The 15,183-nt window shown below is 39.0% G+C and carries 10 protein-coding genes, 1 rRNA gene and 1 pseudogene; 3 read left to right on the plus strand and 9 right to left on the minus strand.

All coding sequences use genetic code 11. From position 1 onward, the window contains the following. A partial coding sequence (locus tag B9T35_RS17995; protein ID WP_265733455.1) for an ESPR-type extended signal peptide-containing protein occupies nt 1-3,719 on the minus strand: 3,719 nt, incomplete at its 3' end. Between the two features lie 453 nt (nt 3,720-4,172). Here B9T35_RS17995 and fmt point away from each other — a divergent pair. Together fmt and rsmB are read left to right on the plus strand one after the other, a co-directional pair. Beyond that, the gene (gene fmt, locus B9T35_RS18000; RefSeq protein WP_086192666.1) at nt 4,173-5,132 is read left to right on the plus strand and encodes a methionyl-tRNA formyltransferase; all 960 of its coding nucleotides are present in this window, start codon (nt 4,173-4,175) and stop codon (nt 5,130-5,132) included. After that, nucleotides 5,132-6,442, plus strand: coding sequence for a 16S rRNA (cytosine(967)-C(5))-methyltransferase RsmB (gene rsmB / locus B9T35_RS18005; protein WP_086192653.1), 1,311 nt, complete (start codon nt 5,132-5,134; stop codon nt 6,440-6,442). The genes fmt and rsmB overlap by 1 nt, the downstream gene beginning before the upstream one ends. 95 nt (nt 6,443-6,537) lie before the next feature. Here rsmB and B9T35_RS18010 read toward each other — a convergent pair whose 3' ends face one another. The 4 genes from B9T35_RS18010 to B9T35_RS18025 form a co-directional block, all read right to left on the minus strand. Further along, the gene (locus B9T35_RS18010) at nt 6,538-6,648 is read right to left on the minus strand and encodes a methionine/alanine import family NSS transporter small subunit (RefSeq protein WP_086192654.1); all 111 of its coding nucleotides are present in this window, start codon (nt 6,646-6,648) and stop codon (nt 6,538-6,540) included. A gap of 12 nt (nt 6,649-6,660) precedes the next feature. After that, nucleotides 6,661-8,139, minus strand: coding sequence for a sodium-dependent transporter (locus tag B9T35_RS18015; protein WP_086192656.1), 1,479 nt, complete (start codon nt 8,137-8,139; stop codon nt 6,661-6,663). Between the two features lie 420 nt (nt 8,140-8,559). After that, nucleotides 8,560-9,144, minus strand: a complete 585-nt coding sequence (locus B9T35_RS18020; RefSeq protein WP_086192658.1) for a DUF1287 domain-containing protein — start codon at nt 9,142-9,144, stop codon at nt 8,560-8,562. A gap of 59 nt (nt 9,145-9,203) precedes the next feature. After that, nucleotides 9,204-10,640, minus strand: coding sequence for an aldehyde dehydrogenase family protein (locus B9T35_RS18025; RefSeq protein WP_086192659.1), 1,437 nt, complete (start codon nt 10,638-10,640; stop codon nt 9,204-9,206). Between the two features lie 136 nt (nt 10,641-10,776). Here B9T35_RS18025 and B9T35_RS18030 point away from each other — a divergent pair, with 136 nt between their 5' ends. After that, nucleotides 10,777-11,466 (plus strand): TIGR04219 family outer membrane beta-barrel protein, encoded by a 690-nt coding sequence (locus B9T35_RS18030; protein WP_086192661.1) that lies wholly within the window; start codon nt 10,777-10,779, stop codon nt 11,464-11,466. 279 nt (nt 11,467-11,745) lie between these two features. Here B9T35_RS18030 and B9T35_RS18035 read toward each other — a convergent pair. From B9T35_RS18035 to rrf, 4 genes and pseudogenes are all read right to left on the minus strand, one after another. Next, nucleotides 11,746-12,221: pseudogene (locus B9T35_RS18035) on the minus strand (hypothetical protein). A gap of 15 nt (nt 12,222-12,236) precedes the next feature. Continuing rightward, a complete protein-coding gene (locus tag B9T35_RS18040; protein WP_086192663.1) occupies nt 12,237-12,803 on the minus strand; it encodes a DUF4256 domain-containing protein in 567 nt (188 codons plus the stop codon). A gap of 552 nt (nt 12,804-13,355) precedes the next feature. After that, a complete protein-coding gene (locus B9T35_RS18045) occupies nt 13,356-14,705 on the minus strand; it encodes an MFS transporter (RefSeq protein ID WP_086192664.1) in 1,350 nt (449 codons plus the stop codon). A gap of 389 nt (nt 14,706-15,094) precedes the next feature. After that, a 5S ribosomal RNA gene (gene rrf, locus B9T35_RS18050) occupies nt 15,095-15,183 on the minus strand; the annotation flags it as partial.

The raw sequence follows: 15,183 nt of genomic DNA on the forward strand, positions 1-15,183 counted from the left end.
GTGCTTTCGCCCAGTTTGTCGGTGGTTGCTGTTCCTGCTGCTTGGAGCGCATCCAATTGGTCTTTGTTGACCGCATCTTTGCCATCGACACCTGCAGTCACGTTGTTAATGGTGTTGCCATTTGCATCAAAACCATTGGCTTTAACTGCGCCTGCAAATGTTGGTGCATCAACCACATTATATTTATAAGTGTTAGATTTAGCATCATAAACAGCTGTTGTATTTGTGCCATTCGCAAAGTTAACGGTTTCACCCAACTTTACATTATCTGCAGTACCACCATTTACACTAAAGTTCAGACCTTTATCGGCTGTTGCTTGTGCCGTTGCAGCATTAGTAACCGCGGTATTGGCTGTGGTATTTGCTGTATTCGCAGTCGTTTGTGCTGTTGCAGCATTGGTAACTGCTGTATTGGCTGTGGTATTGGCTGTGTTTGCAGTTGTTTGTGCCGCTGCAGCATTGGTAACCGCTGTATTGGCTGTTGTCGCCACTGTATCTAGTTGACTTTTATTCACCGCATCTGAAGCCAGTGTGCCTGCTGCAAGTCCAGTAATTTTCTGGCTATTTAAATTCGCACCACCATTTAAATTACTTAAGCCTGTAACCGTCTGGGTACCTGTCACTGTGCTATTTCCAGTGACAGTACTATTACCATTTACTTGTAAGCCCGTAGATGTCACTGTACCTGAAAATGTTGGTGCATCAACCACATTATATTTATAAGTATTTGTCGCAGGGTCATAAACAGCTTTGGTATTTGTACCATCTGAAAAATTAACAGTTTCACCTAACTTCACATTATCTGCAGTACCACCATTTACACTAAAGTTCAGACCTTTATCGGCTGTTGCTTGTGCCGTTGCCGCATTGGTAACTGCAGTATTCGCTGTTGTATTCGCTGTGTTTGCAGTCGTTTGTGCCGTTGCCGCATTGGTAACTGCAGTATTCGCTGTGGTATTCGCTGTATTTGCTGTTGTTTGTGCTGTTGCAGCATTGGTAACTGCAGTATTGGCTGTAGTATTCGCTGTATTCGCAGTCGTTTGTGCCGCTGCAGCATTGGTAACTGCTGTATTGGCTGTGGTATTCGCTGTATTCGCAGTCGTTTGTGCCGCTGCAGCATTAGTAACCGCTGTATTGGCTGTGGTATTCGCTGTGTTTGCAGTCGTTTGTGCCGCTGTTACATTAGCATTGGTCGCCTTTAACTGACCAAAGTTCACTGCATCTGTATCAGCACTACCTGCAGTAACATTTATGATCTTATTGCTATTCGCATCAAAACCATTGGCTTTAACTACACCTGCAAATGTTGGTGCATCAATCACATTATATTTATAAGTATTTGTCGCAGGGTCATAAACAGCTGTTGTATTCGTACCATTCGCAAAGTTAACAGTTTCACCCAACTTCACATTATCGGCAGCACCACCATTTACACTAAAGTTCAGACCTTTATCGGCTGTTGTTTGTGCCGTTGCAGCATTGGTAACTGCAGTATTGGCTGTAGTATTCGCTGTATTTGCAGTCGTTTGTGCCGCTGCAGCATTGGTAACTGCTGTATTGGCTGTTGTATTTGCTGTATTTGCAGTCGTTTGTGCTGTTGCAGCATTGGTAACTGCTGTATTAGCTGTGGTATTGGCTGTGTTTGCAGTTGTTTGTGCTGTTGCAGCATTGGTAACCGCTGTATTGGCTGTGGTATTCGCTGTATTCGCAGTCGTTTGTGCCGTTGCAGCATTGGTAACCGCTGTATTGGCTGTTGTGTTCGCTGTGTTTGCTGTTGTTTGTGCAGCCGCTGCATTTGTAACTGCAGTATTTGCTGTTGTCGCCACTGTGTCTAGTTGACTTTTATTCACCGCATCTGAAGCCAGTGTGCCTGCTGCAAGCCCAGTAATTTTCTGGCTATTTAAATTCGCACCGCCATTTAAATTACTTAAGCCTGTAACCGTCTGGGTACCTGTCACTGTGCTATTTCCAGTGACAGCACTGTTACCATTCACCTGCAAGCCTGTAGATGTTACTGTCCCTGCAAAATTTGGATTATTTGCAATTTCAATACTTAATGTATTACCACTAACAGTTGTTTTTACATTTGCATTTGAACTTGTGCCTGATGCCAAACCACCTGTGATATTGAGTGTACTACCCAATTTATTTGTGGAGGTTCCCGTATTTCCTGCAAAAGTAATTGGCTTAACAACTTCTGTATTTAAATTAGATAAAGCAGTTCCTACATTATTTGCCGCCGCGTATGTAGTACCATCTGTTTTAGTAATGGTATAACTAGGTGCAGTAATACCACCCGCAGTTGTACCTGCTGTTGCACCACCACCCAATGCAGTCGCTGTATCTGTCGCAACTTTCGCTAATTCAGTATTGGTTTGAAATAACTGAGAACCATTTATTGCATCTGTACTGCTTACTGAAACTCGACCTGCAGCAACATTTTGAACCTGACGTTCACTACCCACGCCACCAACACTTACTACACTCGTAGGTGCAGCACCCTGATAATTATAGGTTTTACCATTAATTACTGCTGATGCTGTCGCCACTGCTGCAGTTGTAGTTGAATTAGAGCCCAATGCCACACTGTTATCGTTCGAAGCAACTGCGCCTGCTCCTATTGCAGTACCTGCTACTGTTGACCCAGTAACTTGCGCGTTTACACCCAATGCCACACCTTTTACAGTTGATGCGCCTGTGGTTGCTTGAGCACCTACAGCAACACCACTGTCTGCTAAAAGAAATGTAGCAGAATCAGCAGATGCCCCTGTTCCCAATGCAAAACTTTGCCCCCAACTTTTTGCACCTGTACCAATAGCAATGGAATTAATATCACTTGCACCCCCTGTTGCTGTCGCCCCATCACCAATGACAATGCTACCATTAGCAGCAGCTTGGGCATTTCTTCCTATTACAATTGCAGCTTCAGCATTTGAAAAAACAGTCGCTTGCTTACCTATTGCAATTGATGCAATACTAGAAACTTGTGAGCCATTACCTAAAGCAAGGCCATCTACCGCTCCAGTCGCAACAGTCGCAATGTTGCCTAATGCAATACCATAATCAGCAAGAGCATAAGACTGACGGCCCATTGCAATTGAAGTATTCCCAGTAGCTTGGTTTGCAGTACCAATTGAAATAGCAGAAGTATTATTTGCTGTATTTCCCACACCTAAAGCAACAGTAAATCCCACACCTGATGCATTATTACCTAAACCAATTGCAAAGCCCGAAGTATTAGTCGTATCAACAACATTATATGCTCCAAGAGCTATACCACCACCCACGCCGACACTACTCGCCGCACCTATAGCAATGCTTGTTGCAACAATTGCTCCACCATTCACTGGATATGCGTAATTAGCTGCCGCAGTTCTTCTTTCTCCAATTTGCTGATTTGCGCTAGTTACAGTACTAGCTGATGCCCCAGTGCCTATCGCAATATCATTTGCTCCACTAGCTGTTGCTCTAGTTGCAGCAGTCGTTCCACTGCCTATTGCAATACCATTTCCAGAGCCTGTAGCTGTACCTCCTGAACCATTCGTACCTGCGATCCACGCCCCCATCGCATCAGAACTGAACGTCACCATCAAAGCAACAGTTGCCGCTCCAACTATTCCAGTAATTTTAGAAGATTTTGTTTTACCTTTTGCTAATTCAGATACCGCGACCCAAGTTCCTAAGGTTGCATTCCAAATCACTTTATAAATCTTATTCATTAGATATTCCTCTTAGGTCTTTGGGTCTAAATTTTTTACCCATCGATATAATAATTTGTATGTTTTTTAACACTTTTTTCACAAAGATATAATCATTATTATGTGATTATTATCTCTTTTTTATACCCACGTACATAATAAGTATCATAATTGTAAATTCTTATGATTTCTACACTTTTAAAATAAAATTTATAATTTATTCAATAGATTAGAAACAAATTGGTTATTGTTTAGTTTAAGTAAAATATAAACAACCAACTTCACATTTTTTGGTGAAAAATGCGAATTTAAATCACAAAAGTATGTTTATTCATCAATTTTTATTAATAATCTGAGGTGACAAAAAATGTCTGTTCGTTTATTCAACAGCACATTTTAATTTTTGCTTACAAACAACATCAGCTCACTAGCTTTGCTATAATTTGCAATACGCCATTCATTCGAGCTCAATCTTTGAAAATCATCTTTGCGGGAACACCTGAATTTGCTGCTAGCGCATTGGCGGCATTGTTAAATACGCCACATGAAATTGTCGCTGTTTATACTCAACCTGACCGTAAAGCTGGACGTGGGCAAAAATTAGCAGCTTCGGCTGTCAAGCAATTGGCTTTAGAACATGGTTTAGCGGTTTATCAACCTTTACATTTCAAGGCATCTACAGAAGAAGGTTTGGCTGCACAACAAGAACTAGCCGCTTTAAATGCAGATGTGATGGTGGTTGCGGCTTATGGTTTAATTTTGCCTCAAGCTGTTTTAGACACACCGAAATATGGCTGTTTAAATATTCATGGTTCGCTATTACCGCGCTGGCGTGGCGCAGCACCGATTCAGCGTGCCATTGCAACAGGTGACACTGAAACAGGTGTGACCATTATGAAAATGGCAGCAGGATTGGATACAGGGGATATGATGTTTAAAACCTTCTGCCCAATTACGGCGGAGGATACTTCTGCAAGTCTGCATGACAAACTTGCCATTCAAGGTGCGGAAGCGATTTGTACTGTTTTAGAATCTGAAGAAAAGTTAAAATATTATTTAGAAAAACGTGAAGTTCAAGATGAAGCTTTGACTGTGTATGCACATAAACTGTCTAAAGCCGAAGCAAAAATTGATTGGTCATGTTCTGCTGTAGAGATCGATCGTAATATTCGTGCTTTTAACCCTTGGCCCGTTGCCTTTACCCCGATTGATGAAAATAACAATTTACGTATTTGGAATTCTGCTCTTTCTCCCGAAAAAGCCAATGACGCTGTTATTGGTGAAATTGTTGCGATGGACAAACATGGTATTCATGTTGCCTGTGGTGACAAAAAATGTATCTGTATAACCAATTTACAATGGCCAGGTGGTAAAGCACTGAATGCTGTACAAATTGCACAAACTCAAAAACTGACTATTGGACAAATTTTATAATGGCACAATCTGCACCCTATGCTTCAGGCAAGACCTTAAATTTACGCGCTCAGGTTGTTAAAACTTTATTGGCTGTCCAAAATGGTCAATCTCTCGCCTCTGTTTTGAATCAACACATGACCATCGTGTCAGATAAAGATCGCGCGCTTTATCATGAATTGGTTTTAGGCTGTTTACGTCAATGGCATGCCTTAAAACAAGTTACCCTTCCTCTTTTGGCAAAGCCTTTAGAAAATGAATTGGTGGAAACTTGTCTATACGTAGGCTTGTATCAATTACTGTGTACGCGTGTGGCTGCACATGCTGCCATTTCTGAAACAGTGGAAGCCACGAAACAATTGGGTATGGAAAGTTTAAGCGGTGTAGTGAATGCAATTTTGCGTCGTGCAACACGTGAAACTGAACAGTTTTATGATGTGCTTGAAAAAGCGCATGGTTTGCCAAGTTGGTTGTTCAAACGCTTAAAAAAAGATTGGGGTGATGATTTTGAAGCACTCAGCTATGAACTGAAACAAGTCGCACCCCTGACTTTACGTGTGAATACACTACAAGTGAGCCGTGATGAATTTCTTGAAATTTTAGAAGATGAAGGCATTGAAGCGCATGCTTGCGAAATTTCAGAAGTCGGTATTGTCTTGGATGAAAGTTTACATATTCCAAGTTTACCGGGCTTTGATGCAGGTGGTTTTTCAGTACAAGATGAACATGCGCAACTGTGCGCGACTTTACTGCCGAATCTTGATGGTCAGTTTGTGATTGATGCCTGTGCTGCACCCGGTGGTAAAACGGCACATATTTTAGAAACATATCAACCAAGACGTTTGGTTGCCTTGGATCAAGATGAAAAGCGCTTGAAACGTGTGCATGAAAACTTAGAGCGTTTGGCACTGGGTGATTCGACTGTTGAGATTATCACAGGCAATGCGGTGACATGGAAAGCATCACAACCTGCGGATTGTATCGTACTGGATGCACCGTGCTCTGCCATTGGTGTGATTCGTCGCCATCCCGATATTCGTTTATTGCGCCAATCGGGTGATATTGCCAAAACGGTTGAACTGCAAAAACAGATTTTAGAAAATATGTGGGCGCAACTCAAAGTTGGCGGTACATTGCTGTATATCACTTGCTCTATTTTAAAAGTTGAAAATGAACAGCAAATGGTGAATTTCTTTAATACGCATGCAGATGCTGAAGAAATTAAAATTGAAGCGGAATGGGGAATTGAACAAATCCACGGTCGTCAATTGTTACCTGCTGTGGGTCGTGGTGATGGCTTCTATTATTGCCGAATTCAAAAAACGGCTTAAAGCTAAATTGTACAAATAAAAAAAGGTGGCTTTAGAGCCACCTTTTTTATTCTTCAATATCCATCACTCAGCGAACTTAATGATGAAAAATAGAATTAATCATCTAAATTTTCAGGGTTTTTAACCAAATGGATAATCGCCAAAAGCAAACCACCCCATAAAAACAGCATCGAAATAATCATCATCACAATTGCAGAAGTATTCATTATATTCATCTCCTATCGATCATGAATTTTTGACATTAACAATGCACCAAGTGCACAGAAAATAATACTGCCCCATCCAAAGCATAACAGTAGACTGCTTGAATAGCCTTCATAACCCTTGCTGATCAATGCATTTAATGCCAGTAAAAGCGTTGATAATAAAACTACAGGTGTCACAATCGTAAGTGTGAATTCCCAAGTTTTACCCAACTGTATGGTTGAAATGCTATTGATATGCGTTTCAAGCTCAGTCATCAAATTACGTTTAAACCAAGACACCATAATAATTGAAATTAAAGCACCCGAAACAATACCGAGGTTGTTAATAAAGTGGTCAATAATATCAACCAATTTAATGGCGTTATTGGTCGAGAATAGGAAGATTGAAACCACACCTGTACCACCACCAACCATTGTCACAGCCTTCGTACGGCTCCATTTCAGTTTGTCCTGTAATGCCGAAATTGGCACTTCTAAGATACTAACCATCGAGGTAATACCCGCAACAAACAACGAACCGAAGAATAGAATCCCAAATAAATCAGCGCCAGAACCTAAGCTTGAAATGATTTTAGGGAATGCAATAAAGGCTAAACCAATACCACCACTCACCACTTCTTCAACAGGTTTTCCTGCCGCATGTGCCATAAAGCCCAAGGCTGCAAAGACACCAATACCTGCTAAAAGCTCAAACGATGAATTGGCAAAACCCACAATTAAGCCTGAACCTGTCAAATTGGTTTTCGGTTTTAAATAAGATGCATACGTCACCATAATTCCGAAACCAACAGATAAACTAAAGAAGATATGACCATATGCAGCAAGCCATACTTTATAGTCCATCATCTTCGACCAGTTTGGCGTGAAGAATGCATTTAAGCCTTCTGTCGCACCTGGTAAACGCACTGCTTGAATCACGAGGATTGTGAATAAAACAACCAATAATGGCATGAAAATTTTATTGCAAAGCTCAATCCCTTTTTTCACACCACCATATAAAATGGCTAAAACACCAATCCAAACTGCCACCAATGGCCAAAACAAATGACTGATAAAAGTCATATCAAAGGTTTTAGAGTCAGTGGTTTGTAAATAGGTTTTAAAGAAGAAGCTTTCTGGGTCTGAACCCCATGCTTGTCCGACTGAGAAGTAAATGTAACTGCCTGCCCAAGTCAATACGCCTGCATAATACAGACCAATAATGATACAAACACAGACTTGCCACCAACCTAAGGTTTCAGCAGGTTTCCACAATTTTTTATAGGCTTTTGGGGGCGAACCCGTACCACGATGCCCCACCGCATAATCTAAAAATAATAATGGTAAACCTGCGGTTAATAATGCAATTAAATAAGGAATTAAAAACGCACCGCCACCATTTTCATAGGCAACGTATGGGAACCGCCAAATATTTCCTAAACCGACAGCTGAGCCCACAGCTGCGATGATAAAGCCGGATCGAGCCGACCAGTTTTCACGAGTTTCTGTCATAACACACCTAATACTATAGGCATCTTTCAATGCTGCTTATTTTGATTGTGTATCGCATGCAAAAAAAGTACCAAAAAAATTTTGTTGTTTGAATAAGACAGCACCTTGTGGGCGCTTTGTTCTAATTACAAACCAGTAAAGATCAGAATTTCTTGCTTAAAGAAGATCAGTCAAAATAGCTGTTTAATGACGCAACAATACCTGTTTTCACTGCTTTTTTCTGTAATTTCTACAGCGCAAAGCACTTTTACATCCTATATTCGTCTCATTTGGTTATTTTTTTATCCTTTTATTAAATATCCTACATCAGTATTCACAGACTCTTTATTTTTATCCTTAAACTCACAATCAAGAGTCTAAATATAAGATCTCTTTTAATTCATCTAAATTTACTTTTAAATTAAACTGATGTGAATCTTTTTATTTTAAAGAATGGGGTAAACGAAAATGCCCTATTATTTTATATTCATGCAAAATATCATTTTCTCGTGTGCCATAACCAATATTATGAATCACCAAAGGTGTTTTCGACAGCATGCTGGTTTTATCTGAAATAATACCAATATGGGTTAAACCTTTGCCCAAATCCCAAGTCACAATATCCCCAAGTAAATATTGCTGATCTTTGGTTGCATAACCTTGGCGTTCAAAATATTTCATGATGTTCGGTACACGCCGATGATCAATATTTTTATCAGTGCCTTTTAGCCCCCACTTTTGCGGATATTGTTTAAAATTTTTCTGCATGTCTTCATGGATGCGTTGCTGTAAATCTATACCTTGATGTCTTAATGCACGAATCACGACATCGGTACATACGCCCTTAATAATCGGTACATCACCCATTGGATATTTGAGTGCAGTATAAGCAGGGTCATAATATAAAGTCTGCCAAATCTGTGAGCGAGCATCATCCACCAATTCTACTTGCTGAAATGCAAACGTACTTAGACTGCTCAACACTAAACCCACAGCACAAATGCACTGATAAAACACTTTCTTCATCGTTGTTATTCTCGCAATGTACCCATTAAAAAAGGAGCCGAAGCTCCTTTGAATATGGCTTATTGTTTAATGGCAAGCAAGCGTTCTTCTTGCATATCCCGAATGGCAGACTGAATACCTTCACGCCCTAATCCTGAATCTTTCACGCCACCATAAGGCATATTATCGACCCGGAAAGTTGGAATATCATTAATGATCACACCACCAACATGTAAATTATCCCATGCATAAAGCATCTTATTCAGACTTTGCGTATAGACACCTGCCTGTAAACCAAAACGGCTTTTATTGATGATGTCTATGCCCTTTTCAAAGTCTTTATACTTTTCTAAAATTGCCACAGGGCCAAAGGCTTCATTTTGATAAATATCTAAACTTTCATCCACACCTTCCAATAAAGTTGGTGCAAATAGCACGCCTTTTAGTGTGCCACCACTGAGAATTTTTGCGCCTTTCTTCTCTGCTTTATCCACCCATTTTTTTAATCTGACTGCTTCATCTTCCTTAATCATAGGGCCGACAAGCGTGGTCGCTAAACTTGGATCATCTGCTTGGATTTTTTTAAGTTTTGCGACCAATTTTTTCTTTAATTCAGCATAAATATCGGCATGTGCCAAAATGCGCTGCACACTGATACACACTTGCCCTGCATGACCATAAGCACCCCCAATTAAACGGTCAATCAAAGCATCTGTAATTTCAGTATCAGGCTCAATCATCACTGCCGCATTGCCACCCAATTCAAGCGTGACTTTTTTACGACCTGCACGGGCTTTCATATCCCAACCGACCACATCGGAACCTGTGAAGCTTAATAATTTAAAACGATCATCCGTTACTAAAACATCCGCATGTTGACGTTGACACGGCAATACCGAAAAGGCACCTTTTGGTAAATCTGTTTCAGCTAAAACTTCTGCAATTTTTAAAGCTGAAATTGGCGTTAAACTCGCAGGTTTTAATACAAAGGGACAACCCGCTGCAATTGCAGGAGCAATTTTATGTGCGGTTAAATTTAAAGGAAAATTAAAGGGACTAATCAGGGAAACTGCACCAATCGGTACATGTTGTATCATGCCTCGATACGCAGCAGCGGCTGCGGTTACGGCCAATGGCATAATTCGCCCATCATCCAATTGCGTCACTGCATCAGCAGCCAATTGAAAGGTATTAATCAAACGCTCAACTTCTGCTGCGGCAGCCCCTTTCGGCTTTCCACCTTCAATAATCAATAACTCGGTTAATTCTTCACGCATTTCTTTAAAGCGCTGTACACAATGCAATAATATTTTTTGCTTTTGGAATGGTTTTAAAGCGGCCATGTCCTTTTCTGCTTTTACCGCAGCACCAATTGCTTTCTCTAAAACTTTATCATCTGCGAGCGCAACTTTTGCATAAACTACGCCACTATATTTATTGTGGACTTCAAGCCATTGCGTTGTTTTTACTGCCTTGTTCGCAACATACAACGGAAACTCGACTATTTGCTGTGTCATAACCTGCCTCTTTCACTATTCTAATAATGCAAATTTGTATAAACCGCTATATCATGCCCTCAGTTTTGACCGTAATGAAATGTATTTAAGTAACAAAACAATGGAATGAATACATCATTTCCATCACGAGGAAAATATGAAAGCGATTCAATTACCGCTATTGGCAGCAGTTTTAGGGCTCAGTTCTTTTGCTCAAGCTGATTTTATTGGTCTAAAAGGTGATGTTAGCTATTGGAATGTCGATGGAACAGCCAATATCAATGAAAAATATCAAGCTGATCAAGATATTGAACGTGATGGAACAGTACAAGTTTCAGTTGCTTTCGAACATCCTGTACCAATTATTCCAAATATCAAAGCGAAATATACAAAATTAGACTTTGCAACTGAAGCTGATCAATTGGGTTTAGCAAAGACTGATATTAATTTAGATCATACTGATTTAATTCTTTACTACGAAATTTTAGACAATGTGGTTAAAGCTGATATTGGTATTGGCGCAACACGCTTAAGTGGTGATGTAAAACAGTTTGGGCAAAATGTCAGTATCGATGAATATTCACCGATCATTTATGCAGAAGCAGGTGTAAAACTACCATTTACAGGCTTAAGTGCCAAAGCTGAAGCAACATATACCAATCTTAATGATGTCAAAATTACCGATGCGCAAGCAGAACTCCAATACGATTTTGTTAAAAGCTTATTGGTAGATGTTGGTGCTAAAGTGGGCTATCGTGTTTTAAATATCGAACTGAGTGATATGGACAAACGTGATATGAAATTGGATTTTAAAGGTCCATATATCGGCTTAAATGCACATTTTTAAAATCAAATAACATAAGTACAATCAAGCAGATCTTTGGATCTGCTTTTTTATTCACCATATTTGTGCGAAATAACTTACAACAACTGCAATATTTGACGACTATGACGACATCGTTAAATTATTTAATATAGCTTTATTAGGAACAGGATGTTTCTACATAAGAAAAATAAAACATAATGAAATGGACAACATAAGTAGTCAATAGGAAAGTTAACTACAATAACCAATACCAAGAAGCCCCGACAGGATGTCGGGGCTTCTTTTATTTCAATCCTCTAATCATTGTTGAATTCTTTTGGAATAATGATTTAAAAAATCCTTAGTTACTCTAAAATGCTCAGTCTCTTCATAGCAAATTTGCTTGATGCCCGAATCTGAAAACTGATCAATTTTCGCATTCGGATAAGCCAGTAATCTTGGAGAGTGGATCGCAATAATGATCTGCGAGTTATCCTTATATCATCCATCATTTGCATTGAAGGTGATAATACAGCTTCAGGCTCATCCATCAGATACAAACCCTCTCCCTGCAATTTTGAAGTTAACACTTTGATAAAAGCTTCGCCAATGCAATCGCTTCTAAAATTGTAGATTTTCCAGAACCATTTTCATCCGCAAAAAACGTGAAATCGGCATGAAATTCTAACTTTTCAATATCATTTACTGCAGGAATAGCATGAGGATACGCTGACCAATCCCAGTTGATCAGGTTCTTTTAGTTTGAGATATCGAATATCAGGTTTAGCTTCTAGCATCGTCATTTTGACTCACTAAAGACTGAGCATACTGCGAAATCCACGAGATGCATAATAAGACTGCGCTCCATTATGATAGGTAAAAACCTGTCCATAACGATAATCACAAAAGATTGCACCACCTTGTTTTCGAATATTCTCTGGTGTTAAAACCCAACTTGAGGTTTTTAAATCAAAATTAAAAATAGACTGTAATTGACGATATTGCTGTTCAGATAACAGTGTTACACCCATGTTTTGCGCCATTTCAATCGCATTATTTTCAGGTGGGTGTTCTTTGCGTGCATCTAAAGCTTCACGATCATAACAAAGACTTCTACGTCCCTTTGGGGTCTCTATACAACAATCATAAAAAGCGTATTCATTTTGGGAAGAATCAAAACAAATAACATCGGGTTCTCCTCCAGTACATTCCATTTCATTGAGTGAGCCAAGTTTTTCAGGATATTTAAGCAATTGATTTAAGATAACCTCCCAACTTAGATTAGGATGGCGACGAACATTCTGTTCAAACCTTGTTTTTAAAATATTGAGTAAACTTCCAACATCGCCTTCACTCAACTTTTTTTGATTGATATTCATAGATTAGAATTCTAATTTATTTTTAAATTCACTCTAGCATGCTTAAATAAACATCAGCTATAAAAGACTGTTTACACAATGTTCTTGAATGTTTCCTTTAAAAAGAAAGTCATGAACATGGTAAAAGCTTTAAAAACTCTCCGGTGTAATCCTAAGCGTACACAAAATGCAGGAAAAGACCTCTATACCGATGATCAAAATTTTCTTATTCTTACTGCATAGGGAACAGGAAGCTCCCCGAACATAAAACAAGAATACTAAGTTTGAACATCAGGATGTGAGGTATGACAGGAGTTGTACTTAAGTAATGAATATGAAAAAGCCTCAACAGGATGTTGGGGCTTTTTTACGATATCATGAATATTTATAGCCTTTTCACACCAAGAGATCTCCTGTAAAAGTTATGGAAAATGTCATTCTTTAATATTTTGAAGAATTGGTGAAAATGAATTAAGCCTTATAATGGTTATATCCATTTTAATGATGAAGAGTTTTATTCTGACAGCCCATAAAAAAGCCTCCATATGGAGACTTCTATTACAAATTTAATAATTAAGCTTTCACAGCGACTGGCTTAATTGAAGTAATCGTTTCAGACTCATCATCATGCATAATTAAAGCCACAGCAATGGCTGTAATTAATACAGGTAAACCCACCACGATAAAATTAAAGTATGCTGGTAAATGCATACCCAACAAAGCACCAATTAAAATAGGTCCTACAATCGCCCCCATACGTCCAATTGCAGATGACCAACCAATACCCGTTGAACGTATCGCAAGTGGATAGAACTGAGCCACATAACTATATAGTAACATTTGTGAACCAATTGATGCTGCACCTGCTAAGAATACTAAGATGTACAAAATAAATTGATTCGACTGCAAGCCCATTAAGCTCATTACAATCGCACCCATAATACCAAGGAACATTAATACAGGTTTTAGATGGTAACGGTCAGCCAAAATGCCACCGCCCACAATACCAACCACAGCACCAACATTCATTGCGAGCATAAACATCAAGCTATTATCCATTGAGTAGCCTGCTGTCATCATTAACTTAGGTAACCAACTACTCAAAGCATACATCGTCAATAAACAACTAAAGAATGCCAACCAAAACAAAAGTGTATTTTTAGTACGACCACGTCTAAACAAACTTGCTACATTTGCAGATTCAGGCACATCGATTTTAGATAATTCAAAAAGTGTATTTTCTTGAATAGAAACATCAGGAGCTAAACGTCTTACAATTTGACGTGCTTGATCTTGTCGTCCTTGCTTCACAATAAAAGTTAAAGATTCAGGTAAAAATTTCCAAATAATCGGCAAAAGTAATAATGGAATACCTGCAATAAAGAACATAATTTGCCAACCAAAGTTTGGCGTAAACCATGAACCTAATAATGCAGCCATCACACCACCTACAGCATAGCCACTAAACATGGTTGTAACCAACGTGCTACGCATACGTTGTGGCGCATATTCAGAGGTTAAAGCAACAAGGTTAGGCATAACACCGCCAATACCTAAACCTGCTAAGAAACGTAAGATTGCAAACTCAGTTGGATTTGATGCGAAACCGCCTGCAAACGTTAGTCCACTAAAAAGTACAATACAAATCATGATGACTTTTTTACGACCAATTTTATCCGCTAGAGAGCCAAAAATCATTGCACCAAACATCATGCCTGCTAAAGCAGTACTTGCAAGCATTCCTGCCTGAACAGCACTTAATCCCCAATCATCCATTAACAAGGGTAAAACCACGCCATTAATTGCTAGATCATAACCATCAAAAAGAATAATCAGTAAACACCACGCCACAACTCTAAAATGGAATGGGGTAAATTTTGCTTTATCGACTATAGAATTTACATCTACTGTTTCTATTGCCATTTATTTCAATCTCCAACATAAACATCATTCTCAAAATCACATGAAATTTCAAGATATAACTAATTTGGAGCGAATATACGCAACCGCCAAATGGATCACAATACGACAAAGGGTTATTTTTATCATTATTTTTTATATCAGTATTCTTATAAAAAATAGCAGTTTAAATCACCATTATTGGTTTATTTATCACTCAATAAATTACTAGTTTTCTCTTTCAATACTGAATGAAGAGGTTCTTTTACATTAAATTGAGAATTTATGATCTGTTATTTTCAGTTTTGATACTACTTTATTGGCTATTTTGTGTATTTTTCTTCTTTTCTGATTTATTTTTATACATAAAAAAACACCCCCTTCATAAGAAGGGGGTGTTTTTAGGAATAATGAGCTGGCGATGACTTACTCTCACATGGGTAACCCCACACTACCATCAGCGCGAAGAGGTTTCACTTCTGAGTTCGGGAAGGGATCAGGT

It is taken from the genome of Acinetobacter sp. ANC 3832, from assembly GCF_002135415.1.
Classification (GTDB): Bacteria; Pseudomonadota; Gammaproteobacteria; order Pseudomonadales; family Moraxellaceae; genus Acinetobacter.